The sequence below is a fragment of the Flavobacterium sp. genome (genome assembly GCF_025352015.1).
Taxonomy (GTDB): domain Bacteria; phylum Bacteroidota; class Bacteroidia; order Flavobacteriales; family Flavobacteriaceae; genus Flavobacterium.
Window position 1 is genome coordinate 1 of sequence record NZ_JANXUG010000097.1, and the last position, 22297, is coordinate 22297.

21 protein-coding genes and 1 pseudogene are annotated in these 22297 nt (G+C 31.6%); 20 read left to right on the plus strand and 2 right to left on the minus strand.

Translation table 11 applies throughout. The annotated features are described in order from the left end of the window. Positions 1-133: pseudogene (locus Q0Q96_RS09710) on the minus strand (IS1595 family transposase); the annotation flags it as partial. A gap of 218 nt (positions 134-351) precedes the next feature. On the opposite strand from Q0Q96_RS09710, the gene Q0Q96_RS09715 reads away from it, so the two are divergent. Then, entirely contained in the window at positions 352-963 is a 612-nt protein-coding gene (locus Q0Q96_RS09715) for a nucleotidyl transferase AbiEii/AbiGii toxin family protein (RefSeq protein WP_293874300.1), read from the plus strand. Between the two features lie 61 nt (positions 964-1024). Here Q0Q96_RS09715 and tatA read toward each other — a convergent pair whose 3' ends face one another. Next, positions 1025-1213: a twin-arginine translocase TatA/TatE family subunit gene (tatA, locus tag Q0Q96_RS09720; protein ID WP_293874301.1), complete on the minus strand. Its 189-nt coding sequence runs from the start codon at positions 1211-1213 to the stop codon at positions 1025-1027. Positions 1214-1381: 168 nt separating this feature from the next. Between tatA and Q0Q96_RS09725 the strand changes: the two genes are divergently transcribed. The 19 genes from Q0Q96_RS09725 (at position 1382) to Q0Q96_RS09815 (ending at position 22290) form a co-directional block, all read left to right on the plus strand. Further along, positions 1382-2251 carry a M23 family metallopeptidase gene (locus Q0Q96_RS09725; protein WP_293874302.1) on the plus strand — a complete coding sequence of 290 codons (870 nt, stop codon included), beginning with the start codon at positions 1382-1384 and terminating at the stop codon, positions 2249-2251. Position 2252: 1 nt separating this feature from the next. Then, positions 2253-3749, plus strand: a complete 1497-nt coding sequence (locus Q0Q96_RS09730; protein ID WP_293874303.1) for a GH3 auxin-responsive promoter family protein — start codon at positions 2253-2255, stop codon at positions 3747-3749. After that, positions 3746-4621, plus strand: a complete 876-nt coding sequence (locus Q0Q96_RS09735; protein ID WP_293874305.1) for a carboxypeptidase-like regulatory domain-containing protein — start codon at positions 3746-3748, stop codon at positions 4619-4621. The genes Q0Q96_RS09730 and Q0Q96_RS09735 overlap by 4 nt, the downstream gene beginning before the upstream one ends. 40 nt (positions 4622-4661) lie before the next feature. Continuing rightward, the gene (locus Q0Q96_RS09740; RefSeq protein ID WP_293874308.1) at positions 4662-6356 is read left to right on the plus strand and encodes a hypothetical protein; all 1695 of its coding nucleotides are present in this window, start codon (positions 4662-4664) and stop codon (positions 6354-6356) included. A gap of 9 nt (positions 6357-6365) precedes the next feature. Further along, complete coding sequence (locus tag Q0Q96_RS09745; protein ID WP_293874311.1) at positions 6366-7349, plus strand: hypothetical protein; 984 nt, start codon at positions 6366-6368, stop codon at positions 7347-7349. Between the two features lie 3 nt (positions 7350-7352). Further along, positions 7353-8210 (plus strand): glucose-1-phosphate thymidylyltransferase RfbA, encoded by an 858-nt coding sequence (gene rfbA, locus Q0Q96_RS09750; protein WP_293874314.1) that lies wholly within the window; start codon positions 7353-7355, stop codon positions 8208-8210. Positions 8211-8214: 4 nt separating this feature from the next. Then, entirely contained in the window at positions 8215-8766 is a 552-nt protein-coding gene (gene rfbC, locus Q0Q96_RS09755; protein WP_293874317.1) for a dTDP-4-dehydrorhamnose 3,5-epimerase, read from the plus strand. Further along, positions 8760-9641 carry a dTDP-4-dehydrorhamnose reductase gene (rfbD, locus tag Q0Q96_RS09760; protein ID WP_293874320.1) on the plus strand — a complete coding sequence of 294 codons (882 nt, stop codon included), beginning with the start codon at positions 8760-8762 and terminating at the stop codon, positions 9639-9641. Before rfbC ends, rfbD begins: the two co-directional genes overlap by 7 nt. 64 nt (positions 9642-9705) lie before the next feature. Further along, complete coding sequence (locus Q0Q96_RS09765) at positions 9706-10827, plus strand: ATP-binding protein (protein ID WP_293874323.1); 1122 nt, start codon at positions 9706-9708, stop codon at positions 10825-10827. 95 nt (positions 10828-10922) lie between these two features. Next, positions 10923-11891: a glycosyltransferase gene (locus tag Q0Q96_RS09770; RefSeq protein WP_293874325.1), complete on the plus strand. Its 969-nt coding sequence runs from the start codon at positions 10923-10925 to the stop codon at positions 11889-11891. Next, complete coding sequence (locus Q0Q96_RS09775; RefSeq protein WP_293874327.1) at positions 11888-13771, plus strand: glycosyltransferase family 39 protein; 1884 nt, start codon at positions 11888-11890, stop codon at positions 13769-13771. Before Q0Q96_RS09770 ends, Q0Q96_RS09775 begins: the two co-directional genes overlap by 4 nt. A 47-nt stretch (positions 13772-13818) precedes the next feature. Further along, positions 13819-14379 carry a hypothetical protein gene (locus tag Q0Q96_RS09780; protein WP_293874329.1) on the plus strand — a complete coding sequence of 187 codons (561 nt, stop codon included), beginning with the start codon at positions 13819-13821 and terminating at the stop codon, positions 14377-14379. Between the two features lie 74 nt (positions 14380-14453). Further along, positions 14454-15719, plus strand: a complete 1266-nt coding sequence (locus tag Q0Q96_RS09785; protein ID WP_293874331.1) for an oligosaccharide flippase family protein — start codon at positions 14454-14456, stop codon at positions 15717-15719. Between the two features lie 66 nt (positions 15720-15785). Further along, positions 15786-16439, plus strand: coding sequence for an acyltransferase (locus Q0Q96_RS09790; RefSeq protein ID WP_293874334.1), 654 nt, complete (start codon positions 15786-15788; stop codon positions 16437-16439). Further along, on the plus strand, positions 16439-17689 hold the full coding sequence (locus tag Q0Q96_RS09795) for a hypothetical protein (protein WP_293874336.1): 1251 nt from the start codon (positions 16439-16441) through the stop codon (positions 17687-17689). Before Q0Q96_RS09790 ends, Q0Q96_RS09795 begins: the two co-directional genes overlap by 1 nt. After that, positions 17682-18818 carry a glycosyltransferase family 4 protein gene (locus Q0Q96_RS09800; protein ID WP_293874338.1) on the plus strand — a complete coding sequence of 379 codons (1137 nt, stop codon included), beginning with the start codon at positions 17682-17684 and terminating at the stop codon, positions 18816-18818. The genes Q0Q96_RS09795 and Q0Q96_RS09800 overlap by 8 nt, the downstream gene beginning before the upstream one ends. Positions 18819-18892: 74 nt before the next feature. Next, positions 18893-19999: a DUF1972 domain-containing protein gene (locus Q0Q96_RS09805; RefSeq protein ID WP_293874340.1), complete on the plus strand. Its 1107-nt coding sequence runs from the start codon at positions 18893-18895 to the stop codon at positions 19997-19999. Then, positions 19941-21299, plus strand: coding sequence for an O-antigen ligase family protein (locus tag Q0Q96_RS09810; protein ID WP_293874342.1), 1359 nt, complete (start codon positions 19941-19943; stop codon positions 21297-21299). The genes Q0Q96_RS09805 and Q0Q96_RS09810 overlap by 59 nt, the downstream gene beginning before the upstream one ends. Before the next feature lie 7 nt (positions 21300-21306). Beyond that, positions 21307-22290 (plus strand): UDP-glucuronic acid decarboxylase family protein, encoded by a 984-nt coding sequence (locus Q0Q96_RS09815; protein WP_293874345.1) that lies wholly within the window; start codon positions 21307-21309, stop codon positions 22288-22290. Positions 22291-22297 lie beyond the last annotated feature (7 nt).

The window sequence follows — 22297 nt, forward strand, 5'->3', positions numbered from 1 at the left end:
ACTTTCTGTGATTACATTTAACACAATGAAAGCCGTCTCTCCACTTTATTTCTGCCAAATAGCCTAAACAATCTAAATCAGTTTTGAATCTGTCTGTAAATTCTAAAATACTTTCTCCTGTAAACTTTTCCATTTTTAAAGGCACAAAAAAATATTAGTAATTATCAGAACACCTCAATATTTTTTTACACAAAGAGTTTTGGAATATGGTCAAATCAATGACTGGAGATTAATAAAAGAATTGTATAGAATGGAGGCAATAAAAGAAGCTTCGTTAAATGCAAGAAGTTTAGACGCAGTAACACTTTCGTTTGTATCAGCAATTTTTAATATAAAAATAACCGAATTTAGATGTTACAAACACAGACAGTTGTTCCCGACCTTATGGAACTCTTAAAAAAAATAATGACGGAAGAACGTTTCTCGAGTTATTATTTGGTTGGTGGTACTTCATTGGCATTACAAATAGGTCATAGAAATTCGATAAATATTGACTTATTTGGCGATAAAAATATTGATTTTGAGCTGTTTATTTCTATTTTAAATCAAATGGGTAAAACTATAGTTTCTAAAAATTCTACTAATATTTTAAAAGCAGAGGTCGATAACGTTAAGGTAGATTTTGTTAATTATCGCTATCCATTATTAGCAAAGCCATTAACAATTGATGGAATAAGAATGGTTTCCAAAATAGACATTGCTGCAATGAAACTTAATGCTATTGCAGGGCGTGGCTCTAAAAAAGACTTTATTGATTTATATTTTTTATTAAAAGATTTTACACTACAAGAAATGCTTGATTTTTACAATAAAAAATATTTTGACGGTTCACTATTTATGGTTCAAAAAAGTTTATCCTATTTTAAAGAAGCTAATTTGCAACCAGAACCTAAAATGTTTCTGAAATTTTATTGGGACAAATGCAAGGGAAAAATAATTGAGGAAGTTATAAAACTTCAATAAAAAAACCCAAAATCTAAATTATTAAAATAGAAAATGGGTTTTGTACGATTATAAAATAAAACTATTTTTTAGCTTCTTCTTCTTCTTTTTTTGAATTAGCAACAGCATCATCTTCTCCTTTTGAGGCTTTTTTAAATTCGTTCACCCCTGAACCTAAACCTTTCATTAATTCTGGAATTTTTTTTCCTCCAAAAAACAATAAAATAACAATGACAATAACTATAAGCTCTGTTGGTCCTAATCTTCCCATAATATATAAATTTATGCTTTCGCAGATTATTTTAAAAACTAATACAAAGGTAAACAGAAAACAAGTTCCTTTTGAATTTTGTGCCTAGAAATATAAGTTAAACATCGTTTGTGGTAAAAAAGATAAACACAACTTATTTTCTATATTTGTAACACATTACAAAAAAACATGTCTGAAAAACGACTTAAACGAAAAAGAATCAAAAAAAAACTTTTTACAAAAAACCGCTTGGTTATTTTGAACGAAGACACCTTTGAAGAAGTATTTTCACTACGATTAACCTTGATGAATGTATTTGTAGTAGCCACTATTGGAGCATTGCTAATTATTTTTATTACTACTTATATCATCGCTTTTACTCCCCTACGCGAGTTTATTCCGGGTTATTCATCCACAAAATTAAAAAAAGATGCTACTGAATTGGCACTCAAATCGAATGCTTTGACAAATGATTTGAAGAAAAATGATGCCTATATTCAATCTATAAAAAAAGTACTAACTGGCGATTTGGACTATGCAAAAATCAATAAAGATTCTATCATTGGTAAGACTTCTATAAAAGTTTGCGACAGCGAGTTGCAACCTTCACAAGCTGACTTAAAATTGAGAGCAGAAGTAGAAAGAGAAGACAAATACAATCTTTTTGAAAAAGCAAAACCCAAAGTTACCGTGGTACTTTTTGCTCCTGTAAAGGGAATTATAACTTCAAAATTTAGTCCCAAAGAAAAACACTATGCCGTGGATATTGCTTTGGCAAAAAACACACCTATAAAATCTATTATGAGTGGTAAAGTGATTTTTGCCGATTGGACTTCCAACACCGGAAACGTAGTTATCATAAGGCACAACAACGGGTTCATTTCGGTGTATAAACATGCATCATCTGTAACGGTCTCGCAAGGAGATGCTGTTAAAACGGGTGAAGTAATTGCTCTAGCAGGCACAACAGGTCAAGAATCGACTGGCGTGCATTTGCACTTTGAGTTATGGAAAGATGGGTATCCAATTGATCCTAGTATTTTTATTGAATTTGAATAATATGTCTGTAAAATCAATCGCTGCCAAAATATTCGCTACTATAATTCACAAAAAAACGCAGCGTTGGGTTCAAAATCCCATTGAAACACAGCAGAAAGTTTTTCAAAATCTTATAGCTTCAGCTAAAGAAACACAATTTGGTAAAGATCATAATTTTGCTGCGATAAAATCCTTTAAAGATTTCGCCGAGCAAGTCCCAATAAGAGATTACGAAGCACTACGACCGTATGTTGACCGCGTTGTCAAAGGCGAAGAAAACATTCTCTGGAAAGGAAAACCGATTTATTTCGCCAAAACTTCGGGCACAACTTCGGGTGCCAAATACATTCCCTTAACCCAAGAATCGATGCCGTTTCATATAGAAGCTGCGCGAAATGCTATTTTGAATTATATCTATGAAACAGGAAAGACAGATTTTGTAAATGGCAAAATGATTTTCCTGCAAGGAAGTCCAGTTTTAGATGAAAAAAACGGGATTAAACATGGACGACTTTCTGGAATTGTAGCCCATTTTGTTCCGAAATATTTGCAGAAAAACCGAATGCCAAGCTGGGAAACCAATTGTATTGAAGATTGGGAAACCAAAGTGGATGCGATTGTCGGGGAAACTTTCAACGAAAACATGACCGTCATTTCGGGAATTCCGTCTTGGGTTCAGATGTATTTTGAAAAATTGGAACAAAAAGGAAACAAAGCTGTTGGCGAGATTTTCAAAAACTTCAATTTGTTTATTTACGGCGGCGTTAATTATGAACCGTATCGCTCTAAATTCGAAAATATAATCGGAAGAAAAGTAGATTCCATTGAATTGTTTCCCGCGTCCGAAGGTTTTTTTGCCTACCAAGATTCACAGAAAGAAAACGGAATGTTGCTACTCTTGAATTCGGGTATTTTCTATGAATTTGTTAAATCGGACGAATTCTTTACCGATAATCCAAAACGCTATACCATTGGCGAAGTTGAATTGAATGTCAATTATGTTTTAATTATTTCTACTAATGCCGGACTTTGGGCTTACAATATTGGCGATACGGTTCAGTTTACAAGTTTGAAACCCTATCGCGTCATTGTTTCGGGCCGAATTAAACATTATATTTCTGCTTTTGGTGAGCATGTCATTGGTAAAGAAGTTGAATGTGCTTTGAAAGTAGCTATGCAGAATTCTAATATTCGTGTAAACGAATTTACTGTTGCGCCACAAATAGCACCAATTGTAGGATTGCCGTTTCACGAATGGTTTATAGAGTTTGAAAACGAACCTGAAAATCTAGAAGAATTTGCCATTAAAATCGACAACGAAATGCGCATACAAAATAGTTACTACGATGATTTGATTGTTGGCAAAGTATTGAAAAAACTAGTCATTTCAAAAGTTTCAAAAAAAGGTTTTCAGGATTATATGAAATCAATAGAGAAATTGGGAGGACAAAATAAAATTCCGAGATTGAGTAACGATAGAAAAATTGCTGATTTGTTAAAAAGAACAGAAAAAAGATGAAAGAAAACAGATTGTTATGGTTGATGTTGTTGATGATTTCTGCTGCTTCAGCTCAAATTAAAGGAATTGTAATTGATGAAAATAACAAACCAATTCCCTATGTAAATATTGGGGTTGAAAATGAAAATGTTGGAACTACTTCTGAAGAAAACGGTACGTTTTTTTTAAATGTTGCCAAAACAAAATCCCTTGTTTTTTCTGCATTAGGTTACGAAAAAAAAACCATTAATGGTACCGAATCGCAAAAAGTAATTTTAAAAGAAGCTGCTTTTAAGTTGGATGAAGTTGTAATTGCCAAACGTTTTGAAACGCGGGAATTGGAAATAGGAAAAGTGAAGATTGAAACCTATCAAGCGTTTGACAACGGACCACGAATTGATGCTAAATTTTTCCCCTATATTTTAAAATATAAAAAGACAAAATTTATCAAAAAAGTAGCAATTTTGACCGATTGTCAAATAGAAAATGCGACTATTAAAATTCATTTTTATTCGGTTTCAGACAATGGTTTTCCTGGGAAGGAACTGCAGGTAAAAGATTTTTTGGTTTCGGTAAAAAAAGGAGTGAAAAAAACTTTTTATGATGTAACCGATTTGAATTTAAGAATGCCCAAAACAGGCATTTTTATTGGTTACGAAAAACTGATAATTGAAAAAAATAAACTTGAAAAAACCATTATTGATTCAAATACCAACACAACGATACTGCAAAAAACGTATTATCCGTTTATGCTTTATAATTATGTGCATAGAGAATTTATTTTTACCTTTTATGGCGGAAAATGGAACAAACAGACTAAACAAGACATAAATAATCCGTCAGATAAAATGATGGTTTATGAACCGGCAATAAACCTAATTCTAACCAATTAACGACAAAAAAACTATATTTGCAGGTTAGAAAAACAATTTAATGAAAGAAATTAAAAACATTTCGCGCTCAAGAGCGCAAGAATCGTCGGCTGCTATCGAACGATTGTACATTACCATGAGGCATTTATTCAACAGAGGTTTCTACAAACCAATGGGTGTTTCTGGAGAAACTTTAAGAGAAGCCTTGCTATCGCTTCGACCAGAAATTTACGGAAGTATTGCCGAAGAAAAAGTGGAGCTAAGCGGTTTGCTATATGTAATTGAACGACTTCCGGGTGGCATTGAAGAATGTCGTTTTATCAACTTAACTTCAGATGAAGGCTATTCAAAATCACAATTTAAACCGATTGTTCCGCCTAAAAGGAGAAGAAATTGTTATCGAATTGATGACGAGCAAATGAATGTTGAAATTACACGTGGCCGTTCTGACATTTATGATATTTTGACACACTTGACTTTTATTTTTATAGAATCCCATAAGATAAAAAATAGAGTTTTATTAGACGAAATTGAAGTTGAAGTAACCCGTGATTGGGAAAAATTGGGTGAAACTGTTTTACAAAACAAGAAACTTACTTTAGTAGAAAAAGAAATCGCAATATCGCACGCGGCGAATGTTTTAGGAAGAAGTTTTTCGGAAGTATTGGATATTTACGAAGATTTTGCCACCAAAGAAAAACCAGATCGTTTCCTTCATGTTATTTATTGGCTTGGAAAATTAGCCATTGAGGAAGTCGTTGAAAACAACAAAAGGACGATTACGTTCAGCCCAATTTTGAGAGAAAGATTAGGGCATCATATACACGGAGAAATTTGGGCGAACAATATTAAAGAAGTATTGAAAGCCAACAACCTGCTCGAAAGACCTATTCATGTAATTAGTGCCAACATGCACAGTGTGATGAATTCGATTTTTGCGACTACTGTTTTGAAAACTAAATTCAAAGACAAATCAGATTTCTTTATTTATGAAGAATTGAGTAAATCGGGTGCCAATGATGTTCGTAATAAAGTAGAAGATGTTGCGTTAAAGCAAGGAATGATTTCACTTCCGGATGATGCTTCAGGAACGAATATTGATGTTCAGATATTTGATACAGCAAAAATTGATTGGGCAAAAACCAGTTTTCCAAATGCGAAAGTTGGTAAGGAGAGTCCAGTGTTAATCGTAATGGATTATGCATTTGGCGAACAGGCATTTGAAACCATTGACGAATTATTGAAACCTTATAAAGAAGGAAAAAATAGAACTTTCATGAATGTTGAATCGGTTTCGATAATGGGAAAAGCTGGAATCCTCGAAGGTGGAAAGGGCGATATTATGATTCCATCAGCACATATCAATGAAGGAACAGCAGATAATTATCCTTTTGAAAACGAATTGACAGAGGAAATGTTTGAAGGAAACGGAATTTCGGTTTGTACTGGGCCAATGGTTACCGTTTTGGGAACTTCGCTTCAGAATAAAGATTTATTGAAGTTCTTCCACGAATCAACCTGGGAAGTTATTGGATTAGAAATGGAAGGTGCTTATTATCAAAAAGCTATTCAATCGGCATCAAAAATCAGAAAAAGTATTCCGCAAAATGTGAAAGTCAGGTATGCTTATTATGCTTCGGATAATCCGTTGGAAACAGGGAGCACATTGGCTTCTGGAGGTTTAGGAACCACGGGAGTGAAGCCTACCTATTTGATTACTATTAAAATATTAGAACAAATTTTTAACATTAAATAATTATTTTTTATGAACACAACACCTCAAAATAATACTGATAATCAAGAGATTGATTTGTCAAAAATTTCAAAAAAAATAGGAGGTTTTTTTGAGAACATTTCAACTAGTATTTTTAAGGGATTTTTGTTCTTTAAAAGAAATATTCTTTGGGTTGGGATTTTGATTATTCTTGGAGTTGGTATCGGATTGTATCTTGACAAAACCACGAAAGTATATGATAATGAAATTATTGTATCACCCAATTTTGGGTCTGTCGATTATTTATATGCAAAGATAGATCTAATAAGTTCTAAAATTAATGACAACGACACGGTTTTTCTAAAAAAAGTAGTAGGGATAGAGCAACCTAAAAAACTTAAAAAAATTGCTATACAACCAATAACTGATGTGTATAAATTTATTGATAATAAAGCGCAAAACTTTGAACTTATAAAATTAATGGCAGAAGATGGCGATATTAAAAAAATAGTCAACGAGTCATTAACTAGTAAAAACTATCCGTATCACTTGATTTCTTTTACGACTGATAAGGAAACATCAAACGAAAAAACAGTACAGCCCTTATTGAAATACCTCAATAATTCTGACTATTACGCTTTGATTCAAAAAGAATATGTCAATAATATTAAAATAAAAATGACAGCAAACGATACCATTATTGCACAAATAAACGGACTTTTAAATGCTTTTTCATCCACAACAAACGGTTCTCAAAAAAGCGATAAATTGGTTTATTATAATGAAAATTCGCAACTAAACGAAGTTATAAAAACCAAAGACGGTTTAGTTAACGAACAGGGATCTCACCGAATAGAACTTGTTAATTTAGACAAAATAATAAAAGACAACAGTGCTACATTAAACATAAAAAACACGCAAGTAGTGAACGGTAAAATGAAAATAGTCCTGCCGTTTTTATTTTTATTTTTATTTGTAATGGCTGGATACTTGAACTCATTCTATAAAAATCAAATGGCAAAATTGAAAAAGTAGATTATGAAAGGAATTATTTTAGCTGGCGGATCAGGAACAAGATTGCACCCATTAACGTTAGCAGTAAGCAAACAGTTGATGCCTATTTATGATAAACCAATGATTTATTACCCATTGTCAACATTGATGATGTCTGGAATCAAAGAAATTTTAATTATATCAACACCGCACGATTTACCGTTATTTAGACAATTGCTGGGCGACGGAAAAAGTTTAGGATGCCGGTTTGAATATGCTGTTCAAGAACATCCCAATGGGCTTGCAGAAGCATTTATTATTGGAAAGGAATTTATTGAAAACGATAAAGTAGCTTTAGTTCTTGGAGACAATATTTTTTATGGCACTGGACTTTCGGAATTATTGTTAGCCAATAACAATCCTGATGGCGGAATTATTTATGCCTATCATGTTCATGATCCAGAGCGTTATGGAGTGGTCGATTTTGATACCAACGGAAAAGTACTTTCAATAGAAGAAAAACCCGAAAAACCAAAATCAAATTTTGCAGTACCTGGAATTTATTTTTATGACAATGATGTTGTCCAAATCGCAGCGAATATAAAGCCAAGTCATCGTGGAGAGATAGAAATCACCGATGTTAACAAAGAATATTTAAGACGAGGCAAACTCAAGGTTAGTATTCTAGACAGAGGAACCGCTTGGTTAGACACGGGAACATTTCAATCACTGATGCAAGCAGGACAATTTGTTCAGGTGATCGAAGAACGTCAAGGATTGAAAATCGGCGCCATAGAAGAAGCTGCTTTTAGAATGGGATTTATAGATGCAAAACAGTTAGAGAAATTAGCTCAACCTTTGTTAAAAAGCGGTTATGGCAAACATTTAATAAGTTTGATTTAATCTTATGAATTTTATTGCCACCAAATTAGAGGGATGTTTCATCATTGAGCCTAAAGTCATTCTTGATGATCGCGGTTATTTTATGGAGAGCTTTAACGAAAACACTTTTCAAAAAGGAGTACATCAACCAGTTCATTTTGTTCAGGATAATCAATCGTTTTCCTCAAAAGGAGTTTTAAGAGGATTGCATTATCAAACAGGAGCATATGCACAGGCCAAGTTGGTAAGGGTATTACAAGGGGAAGTTTTAGACGTTGCAGTGGATATAAGGCCTGATTCAAAGACATTTGGGCAGTTTGAAGCCGTACTTTTATCGGGAGAAAATCAAATACAATTTTTTGTGCCACGAGGTTTTGCTCATGGTTTTTTAGTATTGAGTGAAACAGCTACTTTTTTTTATAAATGCGATAATTTTTATAATAAAGAATCAGAAGGCGGCATTATTTATAATGATAAAACCATCAATATTGATTGGGGTTTTCCAACCGATGATTTAATCATTTCTGAAAAAGATAAAGTGCAACCCACAATTGAAAATGCCAAAAAAGCATGGTAGTTTTAATCACGGGAGCTAATGGACAATTAGGGCAAAGTTTGCAATTTATTGCGTCAAATTATCCTGAACTTCATTTTGTTTTTTGCGCTTCTGCTGATTTGGATATAACCAATTTAGAAAATTGTCAGACAGTTTTTTCTAAAATAAATCCTAATTATTGTATTAATGCCGCCGCCTACACTGCTGTTGATAAAGCCGAAAACGATCCAGAAAAAGCCCGTTTAATCAATGTAGTTGGTGCTAAAAACCTAGCTGAAATTTGTAAAAAACATTCAACTATTTTAATGCACATTTCCACTGATTTTGTTTTTGATGGCAGTTTGTCACCCCGAGTGCAGTCGAGGGGCTACACCGAAGTAGATTTACCGAACCCAACAGGCATTTACGGACATACAAAATTAGACGGTGAAAAAGCAATTCAAGCTACATTTGATAACTATTATATTATCCGTACCTCATGGGTTTATTCACAATTTGGAAATAATTTCATGAAAACAATGTTGCGTATTGCCTCTGAAAGAGATTCAATTTCTGTAGTGAATGACCAAATAGGAACACCAACAAACGCGGTCGATTTAGCAGAGGTTTTAATTAAAATAATCTGTCATCCCGAGAGCAGTCGAGGGACAACTTCCAACTTTGGCATTTACAACTTCAGCAACGAAGGGCAATGTAGCTGGTATGATTTTGCTAGAAAGATTTTTGAAATCAATAATATAACTATAAATTTACAAGCCATTCCTACTTCAAGTTTTCCGACACCAGCCAAAAGACCGAAATACAGTGTTTTAGATAAGACCAAAATCAAGAATATATTTGGAATTACAATTAAAAATTGGGAAGAGAGCTTAAAGCCATATATTTTTCGGTTATAACAGAAAAAAAACAGTAGAATTTTCTGTTACGGTAGAAGATTTACTATTTTTGTAAAAAAACAAGATGATTGTTCGACAGACAATAGAAAACATTAGAAGAGAATTTTTTCAACAGAAAGCTATAATTTTATTGGGCGCTAGACAAGTCGGAAAAAGCACCTTGTTAAGGTCTATTTTTAAAGACCAAGTCAGCGTTTTGTGGTTAGATGCTGAAAATCCGGATGTTCATAATGTTTTTGAAAACGCATCAGCAACACGATTGAAAACCTTTTTTGAAGACAATAAATTTGTAGTAATTGATGAGGCTCAAAAAATAGAAAATATTGGTAGTAAGTTAAAATTAATAATCGATCATTTACCAGAAATTCAAGTAATTGCAACAGGTTCGAGTGCATTTGAACTCCGAAATAAATTAAATGAACCACTAACGGGAAGAAAATTTGAGCATAAACTTTTTCCACTTTCTTTTATAGAAATGAAAACGGAAATAGGTTTGCTGGAAGAAATTAGAATGTTGCCGCACCGAATGGTTTATGGTTATTATCCAGAAGTAGTGACAACAAAAAACGGCGAAGAAAAAATACTCCGACTCCTTTCGGATAGTTATTTATACAAAGACATCTTACTGTTTAACGGAATTAGGAAACCCGAAAAAATGCAACAATTGCTGAAGGCATTAGCTTGGCAAATAGGGAGCGAAGTAAACTATAACGAATTAGGAAAATTAATAGGATTAAAAAGTGAAACCGTAGAAGAATATATTCGTTTACTAGAGCAATCATTTGTAATTTATAGATTGAATTCATTTCATTCTAATCAAAGAAAAGAAATGAAAAAAGGCAAAAAAGTATATTTTAACGATTTAGGAATTCGAAATGCAATTATCAACGACTTTTCACCTTTTGAAACCAGAAAAGACAAAGGAAATTTATTTGAAAATTTTATTGTAAATGAATTTATAAAGCAAAATGAATACCAAGAAAAGTTTGAAAAAATGTATTTTTGGCGCACCCATGAGCAGCAAGAAATAGATTTAATCATAGAAAAAAACGGACAATTAAAAGCATTTGAAATAAAATGGAATTCAAAAGCAAAAGCACGATTGAGTCAAACTTTTGCAAGACAATATCCAAATCACACTTTCGAGGTTATCAATTCAGATAATTTTTTCGAGTTTATTAAATAAACAATAAGCACTAGCCAATGGATAAAACCAAAATCAAGAGTACTTTTGGGCTTGAAATTAAAAGTTGGGAAGAGAGTTTAAAAAAGGCATTATAAATGAAAAGCACAAAAAAAATTTATTGTTTAACTCCGATTTATAATGATTGGGAAAGTTTTAATATACTTTTAACCCACTTAGAAAAGCTACAATCTGAAAATGCTACGGAATATAATTTTTCTGTTATTGCTGTTAATGATGGTTCTACAGAAGAACATTTACTATCAAAAAATAAGGCAGGAATTGACATAACCATTATTAATGTAAAAATCAATATTGGTCACCAAAGAGCCATTGCAGTTGGGTTACAATACATTCATAACGAAATAGCAGACTATGATTATGTCGTGGTAATGGACAGCGATGGCGAAGATAAACCTGAACATATCATTTCGTTATTATCTAAAACTAACGCTTCCGGTAAAGAGAAAATAATTTTTGCACAAAGAAATAAAAGGCAGGAATCTGCAGGTTTTAAAATAGGATATTATTTTTATAAAAAGTTATTTAGTTACTTAACTGGACAAAAAATAAGCTTTGGAAACTTTAGTTCAATTCCGAAAGGACTTTTAGGGAAAGTCGTTCATCAAAATAATATTTGGAATCACTATTCGGGCGGAATCATCCAATCAAAAATCCCATATGATATGGTTCTTTTAGATAGAGGGAAACGATATAAAGGCGTTTCTAAAATGAATTTCAACAGTTTAATTCTTCACGGATTGAGTTCGATAGCTGTTTATTTTGATCAGATTTCGATAAAAATCTTAAAGTTATCTTTAACCGGAATCGTTTTGTGCTTTTTATCGGTAACTTATATCCTAATTGAAAAACTGTTCACAGATTATGCAATTCCGGGTTGGGCATCGAGCTTAACGCTAATTATTTCAGGAATTATTCTTCAGTTATTTTCGGTCACATTAATCGTATTGTTATTGCAGTTAAGCACCAGAAAGAACATTATTGCACCAAACACAAAAATATATTTAGATTTCATTGAAAATATAGAAAAAAACCAAGCTTTATGAAAATAATAAAGGTACTGAAAGAGAATTATCTACTTGTTCTTATCCTGGCTTTAGGAGCTTTCTTAAGGTTTTATAAATTGGATTTTCAAAGTATTTGGTTGGATGAAACTCATACTATGATTGAGGGAAATCCGAATATATCATATAAAGAATTTTATGATATAATGGTATTTCGCGAACAAATGCCGTATTTCTATTTTCTTTGTGTAAAAGCATTTAGTTTTATTTTTGGACATACCACTTATATCGTAAGACTTCTGTCGGCAATTTTTGGATTGATTTCGATACATGCTATTTACCTTCTTGGAAGAGAAATTTATAACAAAAAAACAGGGCTTATTTCAGCCGCTTTATTGTCGGTAAATTATTTTCATCTGACTTATTCTCAAGAAGCAAGACCATATATTTTATTATCATTATTTGTTATCTTATCCTTTTACAGATTAGTTGTTTTTATCAAAAACGCAAATATCAAAAACGCAATTCTTTATGCTCTTTTTGCAAATCTGATGATAAACACACATTTTTTTGGTTTGTTTATTTTGGTTTCTCAAAGTTTAATTATCCTTTTTTTCCTTTTCGATCTTCCTAAAGAAGAAAGATTTAAATTTTTTAAGCTTTCAGCATTATCCGGAATCATAACGTTGCTTCTTTGGTATCCTTCTTTAAAAATATTTTTATTAGTTACAGAAATAAAATCATTCTGGATATTGCCTCCAGCACTCGACGTTTACACCCAGATGTTCAAAGAATTTTTCGGAAATTCAGAAGCAGTTCTTATGCTTGTATTTTTAGCAACTACATTCTATTTCATTAGATTGTTTGGTCAAAAGAAAGAGCCAACAACGTCAATTAAAGAAAACAAGATGTTATTTAGCTTTGTTATAATAGCAACATGGATTTTCATTACTTCATTTATTCCATTGGTTAGATCCTATTTGGATATACCAATGATTATTAGCAGATATTTTATAGGTGTTTTACCAGCAGTAATTTTAATCATTGCTATTGGGATGAGTAGCATTAATAGTAGTTTGGTTCGAAGAATAATCGTTTTGCTTTTAATAATCGTTTCATTGACAGACATTGTTGTTATCAAAGATTACTATAACAAAACTACCAAAACGCAATTCAGAGAGATTGCAGAAATTATTATAAAACGAAATAAAAACAAAGAAAAAGTGGTTTCTTCTTTTGGATGGAATATGAGTTATTTTTTTAATCAAGACCCTACAAGTACACCATTGCTCAATAGTCCATCAGAAAAAAACATTACTGTTGACAGTTCGTTACAAAACTATATCATGTTGATGAAAGATAAAACAATTCCAATGGAATCCTTTTGGTATATGGACGGAAATTCAAAGCCATATAAATTAACACCAGAAGAGGAAGCGTTTTTAAATGACAATTTCACGCTTGAAAGTAGCATAGAAAAGGTTGACGCCTGGACAAAACATTATGTATCAAAAACAATTCAAAACAACGACAACCAAAATGTAGCTTTCGGCATTAAAAATTTCCAGCCATCAAACCTTGATCAAAATGGAAACATGCTTATGTTTGAAAACGGCACAATCAAATCGCCGGCGCTTTATTTGGAAACAGGAAGCTATGTTTTAAAAATCAATGCAAACAGCTTACCTGAAAAGCCTCTAAATGGAGAAAATGCACATATAATAATTAAGATTGGCGACAAAGAAATCGGCAACTATTATTTGAGTGAACTTCCGGAAAAGAAAGAAAAAATTATATCTTTTGAAAACACGGTGAATCAGCACTGCAAAGTAACATTGACATATGACAACGATTTATCCGTTTATAATTTAGACAGAAATCTTATAATTTATAATATTCAAATTAAAAAAAAAAATTTGTAAAATACTCTTTATTAACTAATTTTGCCAAATAATTTTAAAACTTAAACATGAAAACAAAACTTTTTATAATAGCTTCTCTTTTGTTGCTTTTGAACACATCTTGCAAGAATAAAGAAGAAAACAAAGAAGCAACAGATAAAGAAACAACAGCTGCTCCAGCAAAACAAAATTTTAGTGTTGAAGTTGATGTTGCTGCTTCAAAAAAGGATGACTTCACGCTATATTATACAGAAGATAACACAATAAGCTTCAAAGGAGAAATGGCAGTTTGGCATGGTGTTGAAGGAAATAATAAAAGAGAAAAAGTAGTTTTCGATTTATCAGGAGAAAAAATCCCAACAGATATCCGTTTAGATTTTGGAATGAATAAAGAGCAGGAATCAGTTACTGTATACGGAGTTAAAGTTGCATTCTACGGAAACGAATTATACATAAAAGGTTCTGACTTTTTCAAATATTTTATCGAAAGCAAAGATTTTAAAACAGAATTCGGAGGAGATGGTTCTTTAAAAATCCTAAAAAACGGACCGGAGTATAAAACACCATTCTATTATCCGAGACAAGAGCTAGTAGATGCTCTTAAAAAGTTAACAACTACAAAGAACTAGTTATAAACGCTCAATATAACAAGGCTACAAATAGATTTAGTTCTGTTTGTAGCTTTTTATTTTATCCAATTTCTATGCTTAAATCAATAGCAGGATTAATCAAAAATTCAAAGCAATTCAATAACCTTATTATATACGGTATTGGGCAAGGGTTTAATTTAATTACACCCTTACTTGTTGTGCCTTATATCGTGTCTATATGTGGAGAAGAAGGTTATGGGAAGATAGGGGTTGGGATGGCACTTGCTTTTTTTATCATGGTTTTTATTGATTATGGTTCCGAGATTGTTGGCGTAAAAGATGTAGCAGTTAACAGAGAAGATAGAGATAAATTAGAAGGCATTTTTATTACAACCTATACAGCCAAGTTCATTTTACTTTTGGCAATTTTAGTTATCGTTTTTGTTTTATTCTATTTTATTCCTTATTTCAATAAAGAAAAAACACTTTTCCTTTTAAGCTTATCAATGGTAATTGGTCAATTCATTAATCCAACCTGGTTTTTGCAGGGCATTGAAAATTTTAAATGGATAACAATCCTAAACATACTTTCAAAAATAATTTATCTCGTGGGGATTTTTCTATTTTTAAAAAAACCAGAAGATTATGTTTACAGTAATCTTATTTGGGGAATAGGAATGATTGCTGCCAATGGCATTTCTTGGTTTTACATTGTTTATAAATACTCGTTTTCATTTTTGGATCTTAAAAAAGACGAAGTTACAAAATTGATAAAACACAACTTCTCTATTTTTTCATCACAAATATTTGTTTCGCTCCAAATGTATTCGCCCATTGTTTTAATTAGTTTTTTTGGTGGTAATAGTATGGCTGGGCAATACAAAATAGTAGATCAAATCATTGTGATTTTTAAAACCTATCTTTTGTTATTTTTCAATTTTGTTTATCCCAGAGTTTGTTATCTTTTAGACAAAAGCAAAAAAGAAGCGCTTCATTTTTGGAAAATATACAATGGGTTGAATGGTGTTTTTATTATCATCTCAATGATAATAATTGCTTTATTTTCAACAAAAATTGTCACCTTTTTTAATCCAAAAGAGATTATTGAAATAAGCAATTTGTTAAAAATAGCGATTTTAATTCCCATACTTCAAAGTGTTTCTATTCCATTGAAGCAATTGGTTTTGGGTTCCAACAAACAAAGAGAATATGTAAAGATAGTTATGATAATTACAATAATAAGTCTTTCAATTATTGTTGTAATCACTCCTTTTTATCACGTTTTCGGAATATTATTTGCCTTAATCATAACCGAAATTATTACTGCGCTACTTTTTTATAGCATTATTAAAAAAGACCTATTTGTTCGCACAAGTTAAAAACTATTGTATTTTTGAAACTTGTAGAAAATTTGTTTTTGAATGATTAAAAGACTTTTCCAAAAAATGCTTATTAAAACTGGAAAAACCTATCAGATAGATGATAGAATTCCCAGCAAGTTGCTATATTCTGTTTTCTATAATCGCGCCATAATGATGGTTAGAGGTTATTTAAAAACAGGGAGAAGAGTGTTTGTAGGCAATAATACCAAAATACTAAATTCTAGTAACATCATTTTTGGCAAAACCGTTACTATTGGCAAACAATGCTTATTGGATGGATTCTCATCAGAAAAAATAATTTTGGGTGATTGTGTAAAAATTGGAGCTTACTCTACATTAACTTCTACTAGTCATTTCTCAAAATATGGAAAGGGTTTAAAAATTGGAAACAATTCAGCAGTTGGACAATTTACAGAGTTTGGAGCAGCGGGTGGAATTGAAATAGGAAACGATGTGATAATGGGTTCTTATGTTAGTTTTCATTCGGAAAATCATAATTTTTTAGACGCCTCACAACTTATAAGATTGCAAGGAGTTACTTCAAAAGGGATAAAACTTGGAAACAATATTTGGGTTGGTGCAAAAGTTACTTTTCTTGATGGTTGTGTAATAGGTAATAATTCAGTAGTTGCAGCAGGTGCCGTTGTAAATGGTGTTTTTCTAGATAATGAAGTTATTGGAGGTGTGCCAGCCAAAGTTTTAAAAAACATAGAATAATGGCAACAGTAATTAAAAAAGTATACTTATATCAACTCCTGTTTGCATTTTGTTTAATAACTCCTTACTTTAATAATTTCGAATTAACCTTTGCTGTTTGGTCTATTTCAGCACTAATTACTGTTCAAAAGAACTATTCGTTAAGTATTTTAAAACAAGTATCTTGCTTTATGGCTATTCTTTTTATATCCATAATTGTTATGTTCAATAAAGAGCACCATTTTTATTTCATAATAAGAGATTTTACCTATTTAATAAAACCAGTTTTAGGATTGTTAATAGGATATCAATTATGTAAAAAATTCCCTCAAAAGGCTTTTCAAACCATTATTTACATATCATTATTTATAGCCGCTTATCATTTTTATTTAATATTCTCCGGCATTTTATTCTTTAAAGCGTTAACAGTAAATGATATTCGTTTTCGTGCAGGATATTTTAGTGATTTTGAAGTTTATGCGTTAATAATACTGTTATTCCATAAAAAATTTGAATTAAATTTGAATAGAAAAAAAATCTTATTCTACTCCATTTTCATTGGGTTTTCAACATTCATGTATTTGGCGCGAACCAATTTCATACAGTTTATTATTTTATTTTTAGCACTCAAGGGATATTTTGAAGTGAACAGAAGGCTGATTATCGTATTGCTCTCAATAATTATAGTAAGCGCCATAGGTTATTCAGCGATACTCTATATAAATCCGAAAAGAAATGGAGCAGGGATTGAGGCTTTTTTATATAAAATAAAAGTGGCACCAATAGAGCCTTTCAAAACAAAAATTAATAGGGAGAATTGGAAAGATCTTAATGATAATTATCGTTCTTATGAAAATATTATGACGGTAAGGCAAGTCTCAAGAGACGGATTTTATTCGATTATTTTTGGTCAAGGACTTGGTTCTCAAGTAGACTTGAAACAAAAAATTTGGCTTGGTGACATGAAATTAAGATATATTTCTATACTTCATAATGGCTTTATGACCGTTTTTCTTAAATCAGGTTTATTAGGTGTTTTTTTTGTGATAATTTCAATTTTTCTTTTGTTTAAAAAGCAAAAAACGGACATCCCAATAGTTAAACAAATCAATTATTTGATGATAGGCTCTGGTTTGTTTTTAATAGCTTCCTATTGGGTTTTTATGGGTTATTATTTTATTGCTGATACGAAAGCGATTTTTTTAGGATTTTTAATTTGTTATAGAGAATTGGCTCTAAAAGACAATATCAAACTTTTGCAAAATGACTAATATCCTTTTTATCCATCAATCAGCAGATTTATATGGTTCAGACAAAACCCTGTTATTGCTGCTTACAAAACTAGATAAATCGAGATTTAATCCAGTTGTAGTTATTCCGCTTGATGGTCCTTTAAGAAAAGAATTAGAAAAAGAAAATATAAAAGTCATTATTGCGCCTGTTTTAAAACTTTATCGTAAAATGTTTACCCCGAAAAACATTTTACTTTTCTTTAAACAAATAAAAAAAGCAGTATCAATTTTAGATGAACTCAACTCGCAGTATAACTTTGATATTATTTACTCAAATACTTTAGCAGTTTTATTAGGAATGGTATATGCCAAGAAAAGAAAAATAAAACATATTTGGCATGTACATGAAATTATAGTCCATCCCAAAAAAATTGCATCTCTATTTCCAAAGCTCTTGAATAAATATGCAGATGTTGTAGTTTGCAATTCACAAGCAACAATGGATAATTTAGTTAAAAGACAAAAAGAATTAGTGAACAAAACGCTAATAATCCACAATGGTTTAAAGCCCTTAAATGATGATTATATAAAAATTAATAGAGAAGATTTAGGATTTGAAAAAGATGATTTTATCATCACCTTGATAGGAAGAATTAATAGACTAAAAGGTCATAAATGGTTGTTAAACACATTTATTAATAATTTGCAACAGGATAAAAGCATCAAACTCTTATTTGTAGGCTCTCCGGTGAGTGATCAAGAGTATTATCTTCATGAAATAGAAGAATTAGTACAAGAAAATAAGCTAGAGAATACTGTAAAAATAGTAGGATTTAAAAAAGATTTAAGACCCATTTTAAATCTATCTGATATGCTTGCAGTTCCTTCAACAGAAGCGGAATCTTTCGGTTTAGTGGCTTTAGAAGCGATGCTTGCAAAAAAACCAGTTGTTGGTTCTAATCATGGTGGACTCACAGAAATAATTGTTCACAATGAAACAGGTTTTTTAGTTGAACCAAATAATGAAAGTGAACTCGCTTTAGCCATTCAAAAACTTTTAGGCAACAAAGAAATGAGAAATCTTTTTGGCAGTAATGGATATGAAAGAGCCATAAAAGAATTTTCAGAAGAAAAATACATAAGTAGTTTTGAGCGTTTATTTAAATAGAATATAAATCAAAACTATTCCTTCCATTCATGTCAAATTTCGCTACTTTTGCCATTCGGAAAAGAATTTAAGGAATGAAAATAGCCCTACTAGGAACTCGTGGTGTGCCCAATTATTACGGAGGATTTGAGCAGTTTGCTGAATTTTTTTCGGTGTATCTTGTCCAAAAGGGACACGAAGTATATTGCTACAATTCTCATAATCATCCGCATCAAGAAACTACTTTTCATGGCGTAAACATCATTCATCAATATGATCCAGAATACAAATATGGGACCTTTGGTCAGTTTATTTATGATTACAACTGCATTATAAATTCTCGAAAGCGCAATTTTGACATCATTCTGCAATTAGGATACACCAGTAATTCTGTTTGGCATTTTTTACTACCAAAAAAATCCATAATCATCACCAATATGGATGGTTTGGAGTGGAAACGAACCAAGTATTCTAAACCAGTACAACAGTTTCTGAAGTTTGCTGAAAAATTAGCGGCAAAGAACAGCGACTTTTTAATTTCTGATTCCTTGGGAATTCAAGAATTTCTTAAAGCAAAATATAAAAAAGAATCAAGTTATATTGCTTATGGCGCTTTTCCTTTCTTAACTCCAAATGAAGCAATTTTAAAGGAATATAATCTTGAAAAAGAACACTATAACATGATTATGGCGCGCTTTGAACCAGAAAACAATTTGGATATGGTGCTAGAAGGCGTTGCAATGAATGAAGATAAAACGCCCATTTTAGTTATTGGTAAACACCAAACAAAGTATGGCGACTATTTGAAAAACAAATTCAAAGAAAATTCCAATATATGTTTTATAGGAGGACTTTATAATCTGGAACACCTCAATAATCTTAGGTATTTTTCTAATCTCTACTTCCACGGTCATTCCGTAGGCGGAACAAATCCTTCATTATTAGAAGCCATGGCTTCAAGTGCCCTAGTTATTGCCCATAATAACGATTTTAACAAAGGAATTCTAAAAGAAAACAGCTATTATTTTTCTAATCCTACTGATGTTAAAAATATTCTAAATACAATCAAAAAAAATGATAACTTGCAATTGGTTCAAAACAATTTTGACACTATTGTAAATGAATTTAATTGGGAAAAAATAAATGGGGAATATTTACAACTCTTCAAAGAATGTTATTCAAAATCTGATAAAAGAAAATAAAAGTAACAGCTCTTTTTTTCCATTACTTTTATTCCTTTCTACCATTCCATTGAGTTTTGCGATAAACAATATCGCTTTGGGAATATTTTTGTTAGTTGCTTTTATTACTTTTAACAAAGAAACATTTAAGCTTAAAAAAGAATTGCTTTTTCCCATTCTACTATATTTTTTGATGGCAATATCCTATTTTTGGTCTATAGATTCCATAGAAACTCTGGGTGCATTATCAAAAGAGTTGTCATTGCTTTTGGTTCCACTTGGCTTTTTGATTTTTCAAACAAATACTTCTGAACAAAAGAAGAAAATTATCGAATATTACAGTTATGTAATCGTTGTATTTGTATCTTATTATTTAGTTAGAGCCCTAATTCGTTATATTATATTTGGCGATGCAAGAATGTTTTTTTACCATGGAGAAAATGATAAAGACTACGGATTAGTTCCAAAATTATTGAACGCCATTCACATGTCAGTGTTTGTTGCGATTGCATTTTTTAATTTTTTTAGTAAAGAAATAAAATCAAAAGCTGATACCTTTTTCACCATTTTGCTTCTTGGATTTATACTATTGCTATCGTCTAAAAATATCATTATCGTTGTTTTGTTACTGTGTTTGATACACCTGTTCTTTTTTTCAAAAACGGCTCAAAAATTACGATTAAGAAACCTAATTGTTTTTGGTTTACTCATAGCAATACTGTTTTCAATTGGGAGAATAAAGGATCGGTTTAAAGTTGAATTCCAAACCAATACTAACAAAAGTTTGAGTGCTAATGTAGTCGAAGGTATTCCGCAAGGTGTGCATTATGTGAGTATTAATGAAGCGTGGACAAACCCAACTTTTACACCAAATGATTATTTTAATGGCACTGCTTTTAGAGTGTATCAAGCTAGAATTTTTATTGAATTGTTCAAAGAAAATAGGGTCTTTTTTACAGGTTTTGGTTTAAATGCTTCGTATCCTAAAATCAAAGAAAAAGCTATTAAATATAATCTTTATATGGGCGCCGAAAACGATTTAGATAGCGGTTATCAGTCAAAAAACTTTCATAATCAATATATTCAGAATTTTGCTGATTTGGGAGTTTTTGGGTTTATAGTATTGTTAATGATGCTTTTTATTAACATTAAAAATGCAATCAAATCAAAAGATTTTGTTCATTTTGCTTTCGCAGTTCTAATGATAAGTTTATTTTTGACCGAATCATTTTTATGGAGGCAACGAGGCGTTGTGTTTTTCACCATAATGTATTGTCTTTTTAATTCAGGAATTGTTATAAATAATTCCAAAGCACAATAAAATTTATATGAAAAGATTATTAATTACTGGTGCTGCTGGTTTTTTGGGTTCACATCTTTGTGATCGTTTTATCGCAGAAGGGTATTTTGTCATCGGAATGGATAACTTAATTACAGGCGATTTAAAGAATATCGAACATTTATTCAAACTTAAAAACTTTGAATTTTATCATCACGATGTAACCAAGTTTGTCCATGTTCCAGGAGCTATAGACTATATTCTTCATTTTGCATCGCCAGCAAGTCCAATTGATTATTTGAAAATTCCAATTCAAACCTTAAAAGTTGGTTCATTAGGAACACACAATCTTTTAGGATTGGCTAGGGAAAAAAAAGCAAGAATTCTGATTGCATCTACTTCCGAAATTTATGGCGATCCATTAGTACATCCTCAAACCGAAGATTATTATGGAAATGTAAATACCATCGGTCCGCGAGGTGTTTACGATGAAGCCAAGCGTTTTCAAGAATCAATTACAATGGCGTATCATACTTTTCATGGTGTAGAAACCAGAATAGTTAGAATCTTTAACACTTACGGACCAAGAATGCGGCTAAATGATGGTCGTGTAATTCCAGCATTTATAGGTCAAGCATTGCGTGGCGAAGATTTAACTATTTTTGGAGATGGAAGTCAAACCCGATCATTTTGTTATGTGACCGACCAAGTAGAGGGTATTTTTAGATTGCTGCATTCAGATTATTCACAACCTGTAAACATTGGAAATCCAAACGAAATTACCATTAAAGATTTTGCAGATGAAATTATTAAACTCACAGGAACAAATCAGAAAGTAGTGTATCATCCGCTACCAATGAATGACCCCATGCAGCGACAGCCCGATACTACTCGTGCTGCAACCATTTTAGGTTGGGAAGCCAAAGTTTCACGAGAAGAAGGAATGAAATTGACCTACGAGTATTTTAAATCACTTTCATCGGAAGAACTTTTAAAAGAAGAACACAAAGACTTTAAAGGATATATCCATTAATAGTAGT